14 protein-coding genes are annotated in these 17,039 nt (G+C 63.0%); 6 read left to right on the forward strand and 8 right to left on the reverse strand.

What is annotated here, in order from left to right; translation table 11 throughout:
• Nucleotides 1-124: 124 nt before the first annotated feature.
• Both ACTAQJ_RS03935 and ACTAQJ_RS03940 read right to left on the reverse strand, forming a co-directional pair.
• A complete protein-coding gene (locus ACTAQJ_RS03935) occupies nt 125-883 on the reverse strand; it encodes a M50 family metallopeptidase (RefSeq protein ID WP_498700843.1) in 759 nt (252 codons plus the stop codon).
• On the reverse strand, nt 880-1,497 hold the full coding sequence (locus ACTAQJ_RS03940; RefSeq protein WP_498700846.1) for a TetR/AcrR family transcriptional regulator C-terminal domain-containing protein: 618 nt from the start codon (nt 1,495-1,497) through the stop codon (nt 880-882). The genes ACTAQJ_RS03935 and ACTAQJ_RS03940 overlap by 4 nt, the downstream gene beginning before the upstream one ends.
• A gap of 155 nt (nt 1,498-1,652) precedes the next feature.
• Here ACTAQJ_RS03940 and ACTAQJ_RS03945 point away from each other — a divergent pair, with 155 nt between their 5' ends.
• Nucleotides 1,653-3,110 carry an APC family permease gene (locus ACTAQJ_RS03945; protein WP_498700849.1) on the forward strand — a complete coding sequence of 486 codons (1,458 nt, stop codon included), beginning with the start codon at nt 1,653-1,655 and terminating at the stop codon, nt 3,108-3,110.
• Complete coding sequence (locus ACTAQJ_RS03950) at nt 3,100-4,743, forward strand: amidohydrolase (protein ID WP_498700851.1); 1,644 nt, start codon at nt 3,100-3,102, stop codon at nt 4,741-4,743. Before ACTAQJ_RS03945 ends, ACTAQJ_RS03950 begins: the two co-directional genes overlap by 11 nt.
• Before the next feature lie 18 nt (nt 4,744-4,761).
• Here ACTAQJ_RS03950 and hrpB read toward each other — a convergent pair whose 3' ends face one another.
• Both hrpB and ACTAQJ_RS03960 read right to left on the reverse strand, forming a co-directional pair.
• Nucleotides 4,762-7,470: an ATP-dependent helicase HrpB gene (hrpB, locus tag ACTAQJ_RS03955; RefSeq protein ID WP_498702149.1), complete on the reverse strand. Its 2,709-nt coding sequence runs from the start codon at nt 7,468-7,470 to the stop codon at nt 4,762-4,764.
• A gap of 82 nt (nt 7,471-7,552) precedes the next feature.
• Nucleotides 7,553-8,596 (reverse strand): NAD(P)-dependent alcohol dehydrogenase, encoded by a 1,044-nt coding sequence (locus ACTAQJ_RS03960; protein ID WP_498700853.1) that lies wholly within the window; start codon nt 8,594-8,596, stop codon nt 7,553-7,555.
• 130 nt (nt 8,597-8,726) lie between these two features.
• On the opposite strand from ACTAQJ_RS03960, the gene ACTAQJ_RS03965 reads away from it, so the two are divergent.
• Genes ACTAQJ_RS03965 through ACTAQJ_RS03975 form a run of 3 tightly spaced genes read left to right on the forward strand, consistent with a single transcriptional unit; the run spans nt 8,727 to nt 12,020 of the window.
• Nucleotides 8,727-9,665 carry a helix-turn-helix transcriptional regulator gene (locus ACTAQJ_RS03965; RefSeq protein ID WP_498700856.1) on the forward strand — a complete coding sequence of 313 codons (939 nt, stop codon included), beginning with the start codon at nt 8,727-8,729 and terminating at the stop codon, nt 9,663-9,665.
• Between the two features lie 22 nt (nt 9,666-9,687).
• The gene (locus ACTAQJ_RS03970; protein WP_498700859.1) at nt 9,688-10,092 is read left to right on the forward strand and encodes a (R)-mandelonitrile lyase; all 405 of its coding nucleotides are present in this window, start codon (nt 9,688-9,690) and stop codon (nt 10,090-10,092) included.
• Between the two features lie 53 nt (nt 10,093-10,145).
• Nucleotides 10,146-12,020, forward strand: coding sequence for a DUF222 domain-containing protein (locus ACTAQJ_RS03975; RefSeq protein WP_498700861.1), 1,875 nt, complete (start codon nt 10,146-10,148; stop codon nt 12,018-12,020).
• Between the two features lie 53 nt (nt 12,021-12,073).
• Here ACTAQJ_RS03975 and ACTAQJ_RS03980 read toward each other — a convergent pair whose 3' ends face one another.
• The gene (locus ACTAQJ_RS03980) at nt 12,074-13,336 is read right to left on the reverse strand and encodes an RNA polymerase sigma factor (RefSeq protein WP_498700862.1); all 1,263 of its coding nucleotides are present in this window, start codon (nt 13,334-13,336) and stop codon (nt 12,074-12,076) included.
• A gap of 64 nt (nt 13,337-13,400) precedes the next feature.
• On the reverse strand, nt 13,401-13,820 hold the full coding sequence (locus ACTAQJ_RS03985; protein WP_477513246.1) for a YciI family protein: 420 nt from the start codon (nt 13,818-13,820) through the stop codon (nt 13,401-13,403).
• 184 nt (nt 13,821-14,004) lie between these two features.
• Here ACTAQJ_RS03985 and ACTAQJ_RS03990 point away from each other — a divergent pair, with 184 nt between their 5' ends.
• A complete protein-coding gene (locus tag ACTAQJ_RS03990; protein ID WP_498700865.1) occupies nt 14,005-15,093 on the forward strand; it encodes a fatty acid desaturase family protein in 1,089 nt (362 codons plus the stop codon).
• 123 nt (nt 15,094-15,216) lie between these two features.
• On the opposite strand, the gene ACTAQJ_RS03995 is transcribed toward ACTAQJ_RS03990, so the two are convergent.
• Together ACTAQJ_RS03995 and ACTAQJ_RS04000 are read right to left on the reverse strand one after the other, a co-directional pair.
• On the reverse strand, nt 15,217-15,774 hold the full coding sequence (locus ACTAQJ_RS03995; RefSeq protein ID WP_477513248.1) for a hypothetical protein: 558 nt from the start codon (nt 15,772-15,774) through the stop codon (nt 15,217-15,219).
• Between the two features lie 139 nt (nt 15,775-15,913).
• Complete coding sequence (locus ACTAQJ_RS04000; RefSeq protein ID WP_498700867.1) at nt 15,914-16,861, reverse strand: 5'-3' exonuclease; 948 nt, start codon at nt 16,859-16,861, stop codon at nt 15,914-15,916.
• Between the last annotated feature and the right edge of the window lie 178 nt (nt 16,862-17,039).

Genomic DNA, 17,039 nt, shown 5'->3' on the forward strand with positions numbered 1-17,039 from the left:
TCCAAGCTCGGAGTTCGAACGCGCCGAAAGGTTCGAACGTGTAAGAGGATTGGACACCCTGAGGCGACCACAGGGCAAGACCCAGCCGCGGCCGAAGAGCTGGCGGCGAAGCGGCCAACGGGTACTAGGCCCGGACCATCCCCCATAACAACCATGCTGAGGTGACTGTGCTTCCTGTGATGACCACGGAGAATCCTGTCAGCCACAGGAATGATGGGACACCCGTGGTTCGGCCAAGGATGTAGGCGTCCGACGCTGCGAGCCGGTCCCGGCGCCGTGTATGGACGCCGGCGAGCTTGAAAAGGTCGCGCACAGCACCCACTGACAGGGCGATCCCCAGGGCCAGCACAGCATAGTTGACGATGGTGGGCGATCCGAAGAAGACCAAAAGCTGAGCGATAGCTGCGCTGACCACCGCCACGAGGATCCCTGTCAGGTTGCGCAGGAAAATCAGGGAGACCAGCAGGATGAGGGCACCTAAAGACATCGCAGCCCCTGATCGGCCGGCGGCGAAGGCGGCAATCAAGGCAAGTCCCACGACTGCGGGCGCTGGATATCCCCAGAACCCCGACCAGGCCGCACCAAAGGGGCTCCGGCCGCTGCTGACGAGGCGGCCCGAATGATCCAGTCCAATGCGAAGACTGTGGACAAAGCGCCCCGTCATGAGGGCGGCATAGGCATGGCCAAGCTCATGGACGAAGGTCACGTACAGACCGAACCATCGCCAGGTGGCTCGAGGGATGCTCAATATGGTTGCTGCGGCGAGAATCGCCAACAACGCAGGTAGGGGCACGGCAGTAGTGTGGACGTCGGTGAAGCCACGGACCACAGCCGCCCACCAGGTTTGTGCAGGGTTCACAGCTGCGTTCACAGGACCGTTCACAGCACAGAGGATTTGAGGCGTGAACGGAGTCCCGCAACCAGGATCTCCAAACCGAAATCGAAGGCTGCTGCACCACGCTGGTCCGGCGGACCCGCGTGGGTTAGCGCTTGGGTAAGGGCCGGGTAACCGTGAACCGGAGGTGCCCACACGACGTCGGGAGCGGCAAGGTCCAGGGCAAATCCCAAGGCAAAGCTGTCGATCGTGGAGATCGCCGAAACCACATCCTGCCCCTGGAAACCGGCATTTTCCAAGGCGACCGCGAGATTCTCATAGAGAGCCAGCACCTGATCGTCCTGCACCGTTTGCAACACCAGCAGGGGCGCCAGCCGGGGGTGCCGGGCGAACGCGTCGCGGTAGCTTCGGACTATAGCCCTGAGAGCACCCTCCCAGTCCATACCTTCATGGAGGGTGTAGGGGCTCTGGGCAATGATCCGCCCGCGCATGAGCTCCAATATTTCTTCCCGCCCGCTCACGTGGTTGTAAATGGACGATTGACTGACGCCGATCCTCTTGGCCAGTTTGGGCAGGCTGAAGTCCCCGGCCTCGTCCACCAGCTCCAAGGCGGCCGTGACGAGTGCGTCGATGGATATCAGCGGAACCAGCGGGCGTGGCATTGGGTTCTCCAATCAATGTGTTGTTACGACTCTAGCCAGAAGTTTCGGCAAAGGTATTGTGCCCCCAATCACAAGGCCTTACGATAAACGAAAGCCTTTCGCTTATCGATCGGCTCCTCCCCCAAATCTCCCCGCATTAGACCTCCGAGGACACCATGTCTGAAATCGAAACCCGCCCTCCTGCAGCGGATGCTGGAAACGGGCTCAAGAAGAACGCCATCGGCACCGGCGGCATTGCCTTCCTGGTGATCTCCGCAGCAGCCCCCTTGACCGTGATGGCCGGTGTGGCACCTGTGGCCATTGGCATCGGCGGCATTGGCGCCCCCATGGGCTACGTCATCGCCGGCGCCGTTCTCTTGATCTTCGCTGTGGCTTTCATGGCCATGACCAAGCACGTCAAAGCAGCCGGCGGCTTCTACACCTACATCACACTTGCCATAGGAAAAACGGTCGGGCTTGCCTCCGCCATTCTCGCCATCGTTTCCTATAACTGCCTGCAGATCGGCGTCTACGGGCTCTTCGCAGTCCAGACCCAGGCCATGCTCCGGACACTCTTCGGCCTGGATGTCCCATGGCCGGCCGTAGCCTTGGTGGCCGTTGCCGCCGTCTGGTTCCTTGGCTATCGGGGCATCGACGTTGGGGCCAAAGTCCTGGGTGTGCTGCTTATTGCCGAGACCGCCATTCTTGCCGTCATGGGCGCCGGCATTCTGGCGCACGGCGGCGCACAAGGCATCAGCGTTGCCTCGTTCTCTCCCGAGCATGCCTTCACCCCTGGCGTCCTGGCCATTCTTGCCATCTGCTTCGCCGCCTTCATGGGCTTTGAGTCCACGGTGCTGTACCGCCGTGAGGCCCGCAACCCGGACAAGTCCGTGCCCAGGGCAACCTACATTGCCGTCGGCTTCATGTCCGTGTTCTACGCCTTCATCGTGTGGACAGTCATCCAGGCCTACGGCGACGGTGACGTGATGGCCGCTGCCGGTGAATTGGCCGACGGCATGTTCTTCGCCACCATCAACCACTACGTGGGTCCTTGGGCAGAAGTTGTCATGTACGTGCTGATCGTGACCAGCGTCTATGCCTCCCAGCTGGCATTCCACAATGCCATCAACCGCTACGTTTACATGCTCGCCAAAGACGGCGTCCTTCCGGCATTCCTGGGCAAGACCCATCCGAAGTACAAGTCCCCGCACCGCGCCGGGCAAATCCAGACAGCCCTCGCCGCCGTCGTCATCATCATTTGCGCCATCGCAGGCGCCGATCCCTACAAGCAGCTGCTGATCTGGGTCAACACCCCCGGTATCTTCGGCATTGTCGCCTTGCAGGGACTGGTGTCCGTGGCAGCTTTCATCTATCTTCGGCGCAATCCGGAGGCCGTGACCAACCGGCTGCTGATTCCCTTGAGCATCGCTTCAGCCATCCTGCTCTTCGGCGTGGTTGCCCTGATCGCCATCAACATCGAGCTCCTGACTTTCGCCGATGCCTTCACCAACACCATCCTCCTGTTGGCGACCCCCCTCGTTTTCCTGGCGGGCCTGCTGATAGCCCGTAGATTGCGCACCACCCGCCCGGACATCTTCGCCCGGATTGGAAGCTTCGAAACCCATGACTCCTGACCTCATCGTCCTTGCCGACACCATCCACACGCTCGATGACCGCCCGGCCAACGGCTCCCAGCCAGCCATTCAGGCCGTTGCCGTCATCGACGGGATGATTGCCGCCGTCGGAACCCGGGAGGATGCGCAGGAGTGGCGTAAGCCGGGCACCCGGGTAGTGGATCTTGGCGGTGCAACACTCACGCCGGGCCTGGTTGATTGCCACATCCACCCCGTGTTTGGCCTGGACCTGACCATTGGCTGCGATCTGTCCGGCGCGTCCACTTTGGCTGAAGTACGCGCGCTGCTGCAGGCCAACCCAGCAAACGACGGCGGCTGGTTGCGTGCCTGGGGTCTGAATCCGAACGCGTTTGGTCCAGTACCCCTGCACCGGAGTGTGATCGACGAAGTCTCCGGAGACCGGCCGGCCATGATCCGGTTGTTCGACGGCCATTCGGCGTTGGCGAACAGCCGGGCACTCGAAGTGGCCGGGATCCGTGGCCGCGTTGAATTTGACCAGAGCGCCGAGGTGGTCTGCGACGCCGATGGCGTCCCCACCGGGATGCTCCTGGAAGCAGCGGCCATTGAACTGGTGCAGTGTCACATTCCCAAGGAATCGTTTGAGGAACGCAAGACGCGCCTGGGCAACTTGCTCCGGGACTTCGCGCGGTCCGGCCTGACCGGCGGGCACGTCATGGACCACGACGAGGAGTCGGCGGCACTTTTTCAGGCTTTGGAAGCCGACGGCGAGCTGCCCCTGCGGCTGCGGAGTGCGCCGTGGTGCATGCCGGGCACGGGCGAGGTTGAGTGGAAGGGACTTGCCCGCACTGTAGGCACCGGCGGGCGCCGCTGGTCAGTCGAGGCCATCAAACTGTTCGTTGACGGAACCGTGGACAACGGGACCGCGTGGCTTTACGAGCCGGACCTGTACGGCCAATCCACTGCGCCGTTCTGGCCGCGGCCGGAAGAATATACCTCTGCTGTTCGCTACTTTGCCTCGCGCGGCATCCCGACGGCGACCCACGCCATTGGCGACGCCGGCGTGGAACATGTACTGGACGCCTTGGAGTCCCTCCGCGGCGTTGTGCCATCGGACGTGCTCCGCCAGACCGTCCACAGGATCGAACACATCGAAACGGTGCCCGACCAGCTGGTGAAACGCTTCCAGCACGCCGGAGTGGTGGCGAGCATGCAGCCCACGCACTGCACGCACTATTCCGTGGCGGACCACAGTGACAATTGGTCCACCAGGCTTGGCAAGGTCCGTGCCGACCGCGCATGGCGTTGCAGGGACCTCCGTGAGGCTGGAGTTACCGTGGGCATCGGTTCTGACTGGCCAATCGCTCCCTACGAGCCCTTGCCAATCATGGCAGACGCCCAGTTGCGGCGCCGTTCAGGACATCCGGAGCAGGAACCGATCGCACCTGCCCAGGCACTCACCGCACTCCAGGCGCTTGAGGGCTACACCTCACATGCGGCACGGGCTGCGGGACTGTGGGACGTTTCGGGCTCGATCACGGTGGGCAAGCGCGCCGACTTCACCGCGTTCGAACGCGATCCAATGACCACGGCGCCGGATGAGTTTGCCTCCAGCAGCGTGTTGGGAACATTCGTGGACGGCAAGATCCAATTCATGCTGGAAAGGCTCGCCTAACCTTAGTAGTCCGGTGAGCTACATCCGGTTCTTGGTTTTGGACGTAGCCAGCGCCGTCCACGGGTCCTCGGGCCAGGGATGCCTGGGGTAGCGCCCACGCATCTCTGCCCGAACCTGGGCATAGGGCCCGGACCAAAACGATGCGAGATCACCTGTCACTGCCAACGGCCTGCCTGCCGGAGACAAAAGGTGGAATAGCACCGGTACCCTTCCGCCAACGAGGCGAGGCGTGCGGTCCCAGCCGAAACACTCCTGCAGCTTGACCGCCACAACCGGGCTACCGCCGTCGTGCTCCGCGTTCTTTCGATCGGAGCCGTCAAACCCCTCAGAGACCTCCGGGTACTCGATTCGCACCCGCGAGCCACTGGGCACCTGAAGTCGCTCAGGCACCAGGCTGTCCAGGTTGCCGGCCTCGGGCCAGGGCAGCAGGCGCCGGAGTGGATCGCTGAGGTCAATGGCGGTGGCGGGGGTGCCGGTGGCCATGGATTCGAGCTCCGGGGCAAGCCAGTCATCCAACCTGGCCACCAGCGCGGATTCGCTGACATCGGGCCATGGATCGCCGAGCTCCCGGTGCAACAAAGCCAGACGTCGGCGCAGCGCATCTGCCGCAGCGGACCACCCGATCATCGAGAGTCCTGCCTTTTCCAGTGCAACCGCAACAGCTTGACGGCCCTGCTCCTCGCTGGGGCGCAGGGGCGTCGAGGACAGCACAAGGGCTCCCAACTTCCGCTCAACCTTGGCGGTCACCCGTCCTTGGGCGAAACGTGCCGTTACGTTCTCGACCAACAGCTCCGGCGCCGCAGCGGCCGCCAGCTCAGCGGACAGGGGCGCCGCCGATCGGATCACGGCTCCCGTGCCCGCGGCGTCCCTGCCTTGGGCGCGGGAAACCTCCGCCACGGCCAACCAGTCGTGCCCGGCCAGCGAGCTACCTGCGGGCAGACCAGCCCTAGTGCCCGATGTCAGCAGATATGTTGGTGCCCCTTGGCCGGGAACCCGCCTGGCAATACGGTCCGGGAAGGCCAACGCGACCACGAACCCGGGCGCCTCCCCCACTGACACATCCAGTGCCGGTTGTTGATGGACGCCTTGTTGATCCACAGCTCTATCCACGGTGGAGGACGTCTCCTGGCGCGCGATCGATTCCATCCGTTTGACGTCTTCGGCGAATCGTCGGGCTGCCGGGTCTGATCCGGAACGAACTGCCGCCAAGAGCTTTGTGAGATCGGCACCAGGCGCGCGTTGATCACCGGCTACCAGTGCCACCGTTTCAGCGGCAAGGCGACGGCCAACCAGCGCAGAACCATCCAGCAGTGCGCGGGCGAGCCGAGGGTCTGCCGGGATCTTCGCGAGCGTCCTGCCCAAGTCCGTGACAGTTCCTTCCACTGTCACCGCACCGAGTTCCCGCAGGACCTCCACGGCGTCATCCATAGCGGCACGCGGTGGTTCGTCGGGCAGTGCAAGCCCACGGCCTCCGGGGGCTCCCCAGCAAGCGAGCACCAGTGCGGCGTTGGTGAGGTCGGCCACCGAAATCTCGGGGGTTTGATGCGCTGGCGCGGCGGCGAAGGCCTGCTGGTCGTAGCACCGAACCACCCTGCCTGGTCCTTGGCGCGCTGCGCGTCCGGCCCGCTGCTCGGCCGAAGCCTTTGAGCAGGACACCGTCACCAGTCCGGACATGCCTCTGCCCGCGTCACGACGCGGTTCACGTGACAGGCCGGAATCTATGACGAGCCGGACACCCGGCACCGTGAGTGACGACTCGGCCAACGCCGTTGACACGATAATTCGAGGAGGGTCGCCGGGTTCCCGGCCGGAAACCGCACGGTCCTGGGCGTCGGGACCGATCTGGCCGTGCAGCTCAAGTACCTCAACACCGGCCCGGACCCGCCCGCGGAGCCGACTGGCGACGTCGGAAACTTCACGGACGCCTGGGAGGAAGACCAAAGCGTCAACGTCGGGGTTTTCCCTGAGCGCTTCCTCGTGGGCACCCACCGTTGTTTCAGCAACATGATTCAGGAAGCTGTATGCCACGCCGCGCTCGTCCAGGCGCTGACCTGCGGCCGGAACCCAGTCGACCTCCAGGGCATGCAACACGGAAGGACAGTCGACGACGGGAGCCGGCGTGCCGTCGTCGGCCTCTCCCGACCCACTTCGCCCCAATAAGGCGGCGAAACGCCTGGCGTCAACGGTTGCCGACATGGCCACCAGCGTGAGGTCGCCGCGGAGTTCCTGGACTTCCGCGAGCATGCCCACGAGCAGGTCGGTTTCGAGTCCACGCTCGTGGACCTCATCCAGGATCACCGCTTGCGTTCCCTCAAGTCCGGGATCAGCCAGGAGGCGCCGCAAGAGAATGCCGGGAGTGACGAACTCCACCACAGTGTCCGAACCCGATTTGCTCTCGCCGCGGACCGTAAAACCCACTCGGCTGCCCAGGCGGCTGCCGTCGAGTGAGGCAAGTCGGCGGGCGGCTGAGCGCGCGGCCACCCTGCGCGGTTGGGTGACGACGACGCGGGGCTGGCCTGGGTGCCTCTCCCCCACGAGATTGGCCAGTAGTGGAGGAACCAGGGTGGTCTTTCCTGTCCCGGGCGGTGCCTGGACGACCACCGTTCCGCCGTCGCCCTGACTCTCCAAAGCGGTGGCGAGCTTCCCCAAGGAATCAGCGAAGACCAGCCCTGCCCCGATGGTGTCCAGTCTGAAAGTCACCACACCATTGTCCCTGCTTGCCAGCACTAAAAAGGCCACGCCCCTCGGTCAACCTGACGGCTGTGAGGAGGCGTGGCCCTTTCAGTGGTGGTGCTTTTAAGCCAGCTTGTTAGCCAATGGTGGACGTGTCAATGACGAAGCGATAACGCACATCGGAGGCGAGCACGCGCTCATAGGCCTCGTTGATCTTGCTGGCCGGGATGACCTCGATCTCGGCACCGAGCCCGTGCTCGGCACAGAAGTTCAGCATCTCCTGGGTTTCACGGATTCCGCCAATCATGGAGCCGGCGAACCTGCGGCGCCCACCGATGAGGGCGAAAGCATTCACGGGCAGCGGCTCGGCCGGCGCGCCAACGTTCACCAGCGTTCCGTCCAGGCTCAGCAGCTGCAGGTAAGCGCTGATGTCGATGGACGCGCTGACGGTGTTGATGATGAGGTCAAACGTGCCTGCCAGTTGCTCGAACGTGGCCGGATCACTGGTGGCGTAGTAGTGGTCAGCGCCCAGCTTCAGGCCGTCTTCCATCTTCTTCAGGGACTGCGAGAGGACCGTCACCTCGGCACCCATGGCGTGGGCAATCTTGACGCCCATGTGGCCCAAGCCGCCCAAGCCCACGATCGCGACCTTCTTGCCAGGACCGGCCTCCCAGTGATGCAGCGGGGAGAACGTCGTGATGCCTGCGCACAGCAGCGGTGCGGCGACGTCGAGATCCAGCGCTTCAGGGATGGTGACGACAAAGTCCTCGTTCACGACAACGCTGCTCGAGTATCCGCCCTGGGTGATCGTGCCGTCACGGTCAACTGCGCCGTAGGTGCCTACGTTGCCGTTGAGGCAATACTGTTCCTCGCCCGCCAAGCAGTTCCTGCACTCTTTGCACGAGTTAACCATGCAGCCGACACCAACCCGGTCGCCCACTTTGTGCTTGGTGACGTTCGGGCCAACTTCGGTAACGATGCCCGCAATCTCGTGGCCAGGGACCAGCGGGTACTGCTGGGGACCCCAATCCCCGCGCACAGTGTGGATGTCCGAGTGACAGATGCCAGCGAATTTGATGTCAATGTGGACGTCGTGAGGTCCAACCTCGCGACGTTCGATGGTGGTCAGGGTGAGGTCGCCCGTGGCCGAAGGTGAAGCATAAGCGTTAGCGGAAGGCATGTTTCTCCTGCGTGATGAAGATTAGTGGATGTTTCCATCTAACCCTCTTTTCCAAAATGCAAGGAGTTACTGCTGTTAGGGGTAATGACAGGGACTCCCTTGGAGGGCCAAAAGCCATACCGTTGGAAACATGGACAACAGGACCGAGACGCGCGATTTCCTCTCTACCCGAAGAGCGAAGATCACCCCCGAGCAAGCTGGGCTGGCCGCCTATGGCGGCAATCGGCGCGTCCTTGGGCTCCGCCGCGGCGAAGTTGCCATGCTTGCCGGCGTAAGCGTTGAGTACTACACCCGTTTGGAGCGGGGGAACCTCTCAGGCGTCTCGGAGAGCGTCCTCGAGGCACTGGCCAACGCTCTGCAACTGGACGACGCCGAGCGGGCACACCTCTTCGACCTCGCCCGTGCGGCCAACGACGGCGGCCGGCTGCGGCGGCGTCCGGTACGGAAGCAGTCCATCCGACAGGGTGTCCAACTCACCTTGGACGCGATCACGAATTCGCCTGCCTTCGTCCGCAATGGCCGGCTCGATATCCTCGCAACCAACGCTTTGGGCAGAGCACTGTACTCGGATAGCTTTGACACTCCTTTCGGGCCGCCCAACCTTGCCCGCTTCCTGTTCCTTGACCCTCGCAGCCACGACTTCTACACCGATTGGGAACGGGCTGCGAACGACACCGTGGCCATCATGCGGACCGAGGCCGGGCGTAACCCCTACGACCGTGGACTCACAGACCTCGTGGGTGAGCTGTCCACCCGCAGCGAAGAATTCCGCATGCGCTGGGCGGCGCACAACGTCCGGCAGCATTACACCGGGAAGAAGCAGTTCAGGCATCCGATCGTCGGGGACCTGCACATGCTCTATGAGGCGTTTGAGTTGTCCGCCGACGACGGCCTGACCATGACCATCTACAACGCGGAGCCTGGCACCGGAACCGAGGATGCCCTGCGGTTGCTGGCGAGTTGGGCTGCCACCACACTCGCGTCTGAAGCTGGCACGTCCGAATCCGGCACGTCCGAATCCGGCGCGTCTGAATCCGGCCACGACCTCCGCAAGACGAACCGCAACTAATTCCGCAACGAAAAAAGGAACAATGGACATAACCCCCAAGACCACCAGCACCAAGGGACCGTCAGGGCTCTTCACCGGCGACGTCTACTTCGACGTCATCGCCAAGGGAGACGAGCCCTCCCGACTGCGGGTGAACATCGTCCGCTTCGCTCCCTGTGCGAGAACGGCGTGGCACACCCACGCGGCTGGTCAGACTCTCCACGTGACGGACGGTGTGGGCCTGGTCCAGGCGCGCGGAGGCGAGGTGAAAGTGGTCCGTCTAGGTGACACCATATATACGCCTCCGGGCGAATGGCACTGGCACGGTGCTGCTCCGGAGCATTTCATGAGCCACCTTGCCATGTGGGAGACAACCGGAGCCACCGACGGTTCCGAAACAACGTGGGGCGAGCTAGTGACAGATGAGGAGTATGGCTATCCGGGCTGAGGGTTCTTAGCGGGCTTCCTAATAATGTCAGCCCCCGATGAAATGATTTGATCATGGAAGATATGGGGCAGCTGACAGCACTTCGGACGGAACCGTCCCCTGTTGTTGCTGCCCTGGCCGCGGCCCGGTCGCAGCGCTTCTTGAGCATGCCGGACTTGGTCAGGGCCGGGTTCAAGGATTCGACGGCGTCCATCATCGCGATCGGCCATTTCCACGGGCTGGGCGACAGAGCCAGGCTGGGCAACGACGCTGCGCTTGCTCAGCCGAACTCCCCTTTCGAAAATAGGCATCCCAATCCTGCGGCGCCCGGACAGGTCCCGGCGGCTCTTCTTGAGGATGGCGCGGCTCTTCTGGACCCCTTGCGGTTGTCCGCAGCGGCCGATGCGGCGCGGCTGTTTGGGTTTGTTGAGGCCGCTGACTTTGCCGGCAGGATCGAGGAGATCTCCCGGTCCTTGGAGTACTTGCAGGTTGTCGCAGCGCAGGCGGTGGAAAGGACCCGGAAGGAAGCACAGCAAGCGTCGCCGGGGTCGTCGGCCGGCACGCCGGAGTGGCGGACCGGTTGGACTGAACCAGCCACGGGTGCGACGGTTACGGGAACGGCCAGCGTCCTGGATGACGGGTACCGGAATGCCGCTGAGTTCCTTCGGGCACGGTTGCGGATCAGCATCGGGGAAGCCCGGCGCAGGCTCGCCCTCGCGCCCGATGTCCTTCCCCAGGCCGGGATGGCCGGGCAGGAGATCCCGGCCCGGCGCGAAGTGCTGGCCGAAGCCCTCTCCTCAGCCCTGGTGCCTTCCCGCTCCGCGACGATCATCAGCAGCGCACTGGAAAAAGTCCGGCAGCTCACCGATGACGACACCATCACCCGGATGGAACACGCCCTCACCCGCACCGCCATCGAGTCCGACCCGGACTTCGTCACCAAAATGGCCAAACGCTGGGTCGATTCGATCGACCAAGACGGTCCCGAACCGTCCGAAGAAGTTCTCCGCCACCTCCAAGGCGCATTCTTCCGTCGCCGACGCCGGCACGGGCTGCACCACATCGAAATCTTCGCCACCGCAGAACAATACGAAACCCTGGCCACCGCCATGAACACCGCCACCAACCCCCGACTCACCCCCGGAACCAACGCAGCCGCAGGGACGAGCGAAACCACCGGGACGAGCGAAGCCACCGGCGAAAGCGGCGGGAACAAACCAGCGGGCGTGGACCTGGACCGGCGGTCCCGGCCCATGAAACTCCTCGACGGCCTCGTCGGAGCCTGTGCCGTCGCCATGACCACCGGGAAACTACCAACCAACGGCGGACTCCGCCCCCAAGTCACGGCCACCATCGATTGGCGGGACCTTTGCCAACAAACCCGCACAGCCACCACCCCGTCCGGCGCGGCCACCACCCCCAGGACAGCCACCGCAGCCACTGGAACTGACCCGGACCGGTCCCAGCCCAGCGAAGTGACCATCCAGACCACTGCACCTGACCCGCAACAGTCCCGGCTCAGCTCCGGTACCGCCACCTTCGTCGGCCCGATGCACCCGAACACCATCCGCAAAATCGCCTGCGACGCGGACATCCTCCCCGTCCTGCTCGGCAGCGACTCCCGCGTCCTGGACATCGGCCGCACCACCCGGATCTTCCCGCCCCACATCCGCAAAGCCATCACCGCCCGCGACGGCGGCTGCGCCTTCCCCGACTGCACCATGCCCGCCCCCTGGTGCGAAGCCCACCACATCACCTACTGGTCACACGGCGGCACCACCTCCACCGATAACGGCACCCTGCTCTGCAGCCACCACCACCACCTCATCCACAAAGAAAACTGGCGCATCGACATCACAACAGGGGTTCCCTGGTTCATTCCCCCACCCCACATCGACCCCCACCAAACACCACGACGCAACCACCACCACACACCCCTCAGAACATAAGAGTGCCCCGGTGCATATTGATGGCTAGTACAGCAGGGCCCCCGATTGCGCGCTTACTGGCGGTGCCTGGGTTGCAAGTCCTTGATTTTCCGTTCAAGGGCCAAACGTTCCGCGCCGTTTGAGCACAGTTCAAGAGCCTGGTGAAATGCCTCGCTCGCTTCTTCATGGCGGCCAAGCCGCGACAGCAGCTCGCCCTTGACCGCCGGCAAGAGATGCGAGCCCTTGAGTTCACCCCGGGCAGCCAATTCGTCAACGAGGTCCAGTCCGGCGGCAGGGCCAGAGGCCATGGACACGGCGACGGCACGGTTCAGATCAATGATGGGCGACGGCGTGAGTCGTCCGAGCGCCTCGTACAGAACCACGATTCGATCCCAGTCTGTGTCCGCCACCGAATGCGCCACAGCGTGGCATTCGGCTATGGAAGCCTGGAGACCGTAGGCGCCGAGTCCACGGCCGGAACCCACCGCCGTCGAAAGTGCTGCGCGTCCGCGCCGGATTGCTGACTGATCCCATCGACGTCGATCCTGGTCTTCCAGCAGGACCGGCTGGCCATCTGCGTCGAGCCTCGCCGGGAATCGCGCGGCTGTGAGTTCCATCAGTGCCAGCAGCCCGAATGCTTCGGGTTCGGGCGCGACGCGGACCAGCACCCGGGCAAGTCGTCGTGCTTCACTGGCCAGCTCGGTGCGCATCCAGTTTTCTCCTCCGGAAGCGTAGGCCCCCTCAGTGAAGATCAGGTAGAGGACATTCAGCACCGAACCAAGCCGCTCAGGAACCTGATCGGCCTCGGGCACTGCGAACGGGATGCGGGCAGCGGCGAGAGTCTTCTTGGCCCTGGTAATCCGGGCTTGGATGGTTGGCACCGGGACCAGGAATGCCTTCGCGATCTCATCCGTGGTCATGCCGCCCACAACGCGCAGTGTCATGGCAATCCGAGCCTCCTTGGACACCACTGGGTGGCAGGAAATGAACATCAGGGCCAGGACGTCGTCATCTATGGCCTGGGGGCTGAACAGCGCATCCACACCGGCTTCTTCCTCTGTGAGATCACGTGCCAGAAGCGCGTATTTGTCGTCCAAGGCTGCCCGCCGCCGGAAAGCATCGATGGCACGACGACGACCCGCTGTGAGGAGCCATCCCACGGGCTCGGCAGGTGCGCCATTGACGGACCACGACACGAGGGCCTCTGCGAGTGCTTCCTGTGCCAGGTCCTCTGCCAGTGGAAAGTCTCCTGTATAGCGGGCAAGGGCGCCGACGATGCGGGCGGATTCGCTGCGCCACACCGCTTCGACGGCGGCTCTTGCCTCGTTGCTGCTCACGTCAGTTGCTGCTCACGTCAGGTGCTGCTCACTGCAGGTGCTCCCCAAAGCAGTGGCGCCCGGTCTAGAGCTGTCCGGTCTGCTCGCGCCAAGCCCGCTCCTTCTGGATCCATTCGTTGTCTTGGGGGAATTCGTCGATGCTGGTCACCCGTCGGATCTCGGTCTTGGTGCCCTCCGTCATCGGAGCACGCTTGGCCCACTCGATTGCTTCCTGCTTGGATGCAACATCCAGGATGTAGTAACCGGCAAACAGTTCCTTCGTTTCACCGTACGGGCCATCAGTGACCACCGGGGTGTCACCGGTGAAGTCGACCACGACGCTTTCCTTTGCATCGTCCAGTCCTTCAGCAGCCAGCAGCACCCCAGCGCGGATCAGTTCGTCGTTGAACTTGCCCATCGCTTCGAGGATTTCGTTGAAGTCGATGTTCTCGAACTTGGCGAATGATTCGTCGGTTGCCCGCATGATCAGCATGTACTTGGCCATTGCACTCAATCTCCTGTGTTGTGGAAGGTCGCCCTTCGACCTTCTCATCCATGGGTCGAACAGTGCGAGGCGAAATCGACAACCATTCAAAAGAATTTTCCGGGGCCTTCCAGAGACCCCCGGCGTATCCTGAGGGGACAGTGGGAAAACGATGTGTTTTCCCACCGGACTGGTTCGAGGCATCATGGCATCATCACGCTCTTCCGATGACTTTTTTCCGGAACGCGGTGCCGCCGCCCGGATGGTCAACTCTTATGCAGCCCTCCTGAAATCCGTCCGGAGTGCGGGCTTGCTGAAGCGGCGCCGGGGTTTCTACATCACGGTTTTCGTGATTCTGATGCTCGCGTGGGCCGGAACATGGAGTGGCTTTCTTCTCTTGCGGGACACCTGGTTCCAGCTCCTGATCGCGGCCGGCATGGGCATTGTCCTCACTCAATTCGCGTTTCTCGCACACGAGGCTGCCCACCGCCAGGTGTTCAAATCCAAGAGCATGAATGAATGGTCCGCACGCCTCATTGGCACAGGGTTGGTGGGAATCAGTTATGCGATGTGGGCCCAAAAGCATACCCGCCACCACAACTTCCCCAATGTCATCGATAAGGACCCTGATATCCACACGGGCGCCATCGCCTTCCATCCCGAGGCTGCGGCGTCGCGGCGCGGAGTCATGGTGCGTGTTACGCGGAAGCAGGGATGGCTGCTGTTCCCCCTGTTGTTCTTCCTCGGTGCGAGCCTGCACGTTGATTCGTTGAAGTACTTGCTACGCCAACGAAAGGCGGATCACCGCTGGGTGGAAATCCCTGTGATATTGCTGCGTCTGCTCGTGGTGCCGGTATTGGTGTTCTCTTTGCTGCCGCTGGGCATGGCCTTCGCCTTCCTTGGCGTCCAATTAGGCGTCTTCGGCTTCTATATGGGCGCCGCATTCGCACCCAATCACAAAGGCATGCCCATCCTGCCCGCGTCCAGCAGGGCGGATTTCCTGAAACGCCAGGTCCTTACTGCCCGGAACATCTCCGGGGGACGGTTCCTTGACGCACTCATGGGCGGACTGAACCGGCAGATCGAACACCACCTCTTCCCGGACATGCCCAGGCCTTACCTGCAGCGTGCCTCCGGAATCGTCAAGGAATGTTGCCGGGAACTGGACATCCCTTACACGGAGACCTCACTGGCGGCTTCCTACGCAATCGTTGTCAGGTACTTGAACGACGTGGGACTCTTCGCTGGCGAACCCTTTGAGTGTCCTGTCGTGGACAGGTTCAGGCCCGGATAGGGTCGCCGCTGGTGACAAGGGCGGCCACACGAAGGATCCCCCGGAACTGTTACTCGAACTGTCCGGGGGATCCTTCGCTGCCAAGTATCGGCGTCGTAATTTCCTTACTGCGCTTACAGGGCCTTAGTGGCCGCCGCCTCCGATAACTCCGGCTTCAACAGCTTTGGTGACGGCGTCTGCCTCGGCCTGTGTGAGTTTGCCGTCCGTGACGGCCTTGTCCAGCCTGGTCTTAAGGGCAGCGGCTCGCTCCTCCTGGGCGGCAGTGCGGATTTCTTCCAAGGCGGCAGTGACCTTGGATTCATCGATGCCCAGTGCTGCGGCCAGGGACTTGGCCAAGGCTGCTTCCTGCGCCGTCCGGTCCGGCTTGGTTCCTTCGGTGCCTTGAGTTGGTGGAGTGGTGGGCTTATTCGCTTCTCTGAAGGCCTTCAACGCGTCGGTGACCTTGGCTTCGTCCACTCCCAACTTGGCGGCAAGGTCCGCTGCGAGCTGACCACGATCGGGGCCGTGGCCTCCAGGCCTTCCGTGGCCCTGTGGGGGCGTGGTGGCATCGGCTGACGACGTTGCGCTCGGCGTCGGCGTCGGCGTCGTGGTGGCTGAAGCAACGCTGGTAACACCCAGCCCCGCACCTAGCGCCAACGCTCCGGCTGTAATGCCCAGCGTGATTCTCTTGGTCTTTGACATGGTGCCTCTCCTCAATCTGCCGCCGCCGTAACGGCTGCTGAGCCGTCCGAACGGCTGGTAACTTCCAGACGATCTGTAACACCGTCCTGTTACTACAATGAGTCGATCACCCAAGCCCACGCTGTTCTGAAGCTGTCAATCAGCTGTGAAGGTGCGGTTGGGTGTCCAAGGCCGCAAGCAATCGCTTGACTGAACCGCCCAGGTTCCACTCAGTAGCCAAGCGCTCAAGCTCAGCGCGCGCCTCGCCTGTCACGGGGCGCAGCTGGGCGCCTGCCTCCTCAAGGGTGGGCACCTTCAAGTCGCGAACCACATTGACGACGGCGGGCGCCACCTTGAGGTACTCGGCCGCCGTGGCAAGTTTGGCGCGTACGGAACTGGACAGTCCGCCGTCGGGATCCTCTGCTGCCTCAAGGAGGCCCTCCAGCGAGCCATATTCCGCGAGTAAAGACGCGGCCGTTTTCTCGCCGATGCCGCCAACGCCCGGCAGTCCGTCGGATGAATCGCCGCGCAGCGTGGCGTAGTCGGCGTACTGTTGCGGCAGCACGCGGTACTTTCCAACCACGACGACGTCGGTGACCACTTCAAGGTTCCTCATGCCACGGGCGGTGTAAATGACGCGGACGTCCCGATCATCATCGACGAGTTGGAAAAGGTCCCGGTCACCCGTGACCACATCAGTGGGCAGCTGCGCCTGGCTGGCATACGTCCCCACAACATCGTCAGCTTCATGCTCATCGACGCCCACCACGGCAATGCCTGCAAGGTCCAGCACGTGGCGGATCAGCGGGATCTGCGCTTCGAGAGGATCGGGAACGATTTCGACGTCGGGGCCCGCCGGCACGATTTCGGCCACCCTGTGGGCCTTGTAGCTGGGGATCAGCTCAACCCGCCATTTCGGGCGCCAGTCATTGTCCCAGCAAGCGACGACGTGGGTCGCTTCGTACTCCGTGGTGAGGCGGGCAATCATGTCCATCAGGCCACGTACGGCGTTGACGGGTGTGCCATCGGAGCGGCGGATGGAGTCCGGAACACCGTAGAAGGCGCGGAAATACAAGGAGGCAGTGTCCAGGAGCATGAGTCGAGGCATACCTGATCCTGACACGTCCTGCCCGGAATCACCGTGAACCTGAGCCAAACCTCGTCGGCCGCCCACACAAAGACTTGATCCCCACTGTGAGCCGCATTACGATTGTGTGAGCGATAATAGAACAAGCTGTTCAACTATAGAACAACACAAAATTGAGACCCACAAAGAAGTGAGGAAA

It is taken from the genome of Arthrobacter sp. alpha11c (genome assembly GCF_054149985.1).

What these genes read in the sequence shown, in the direction of transcription:
- ACTAQJ_RS03940 (WP_498700846.1), bottom strand. Translation starts at nt 1,497, where the DNA reads ATGCCACGCCCGCTGGTTCCGCTGATATCCATCGACGCACTCGTCACG.
- ACTAQJ_RS03945 (WP_498700849.1), top strand. Translation starts at nt 1,653, where the DNA reads ATGTCTGAAATCGAAACCCGCCCTCCTGCAGCGGATGCTGGAAACGGG.
- ACTAQJ_RS03950 (WP_498700851.1), top strand. Translation starts at nt 3,100, where the DNA reads ATGACTCCTGACCTCATCGTCCTTGCCGACACCATCCACACGCTCGAT.
- ACTAQJ_RS03960 (WP_498700853.1), bottom strand. Translation starts at nt 8,596, where the DNA reads ATGCCTTCCGCTAACGCTTATGCTTCACCTTCGGCCACGGGCGACCTC.
- ACTAQJ_RS03965 (WP_498700856.1), top strand. Translation starts at nt 8,727, where the DNA reads ATGGACAACAGGACCGAGACGCGCGATTTCCTCTCTACCCGAAGAGCG.
- ACTAQJ_RS03970 (WP_498700859.1), top strand. Translation starts at nt 9,688, where the DNA reads ATGGACATAACCCCCAAGACCACCAGCACCAAGGGACCGTCAGGGCTC.
- ACTAQJ_RS03975 (WP_498700861.1), top strand. Translation starts at nt 10,146, where the DNA reads ATGGAAGATATGGGGCAGCTGACAGCACTTCGGACGGAACCGTCCCCT.
- ACTAQJ_RS03985 (WP_477513246.1), bottom strand. Translation starts at nt 13,820, where the DNA reads ATGGCCAAGTACATGCTGATCATGCGGGCAACCGACGAATCATTCGCC.
- ACTAQJ_RS03990 (WP_498700865.1), top strand. Translation starts at nt 14,005, where the DNA reads ATGGCATCATCACGCTCTTCCGATGACTTTTTTCCGGAACGCGGTGCC.
- ACTAQJ_RS03995 (WP_477513248.1), bottom strand. Translation starts at nt 15,774, where the DNA reads ATGTCAAAGACCAAGAGAATCACGCTGGGCATTACAGCCGGAGCGTTG.
- ACTAQJ_RS04000 (WP_498700867.1), bottom strand. Translation starts at nt 16,861, where the DNA reads ATGCCTCGACTCATGCTCCTGGACACTGCCTCCTTGTATTTCCGCGCC.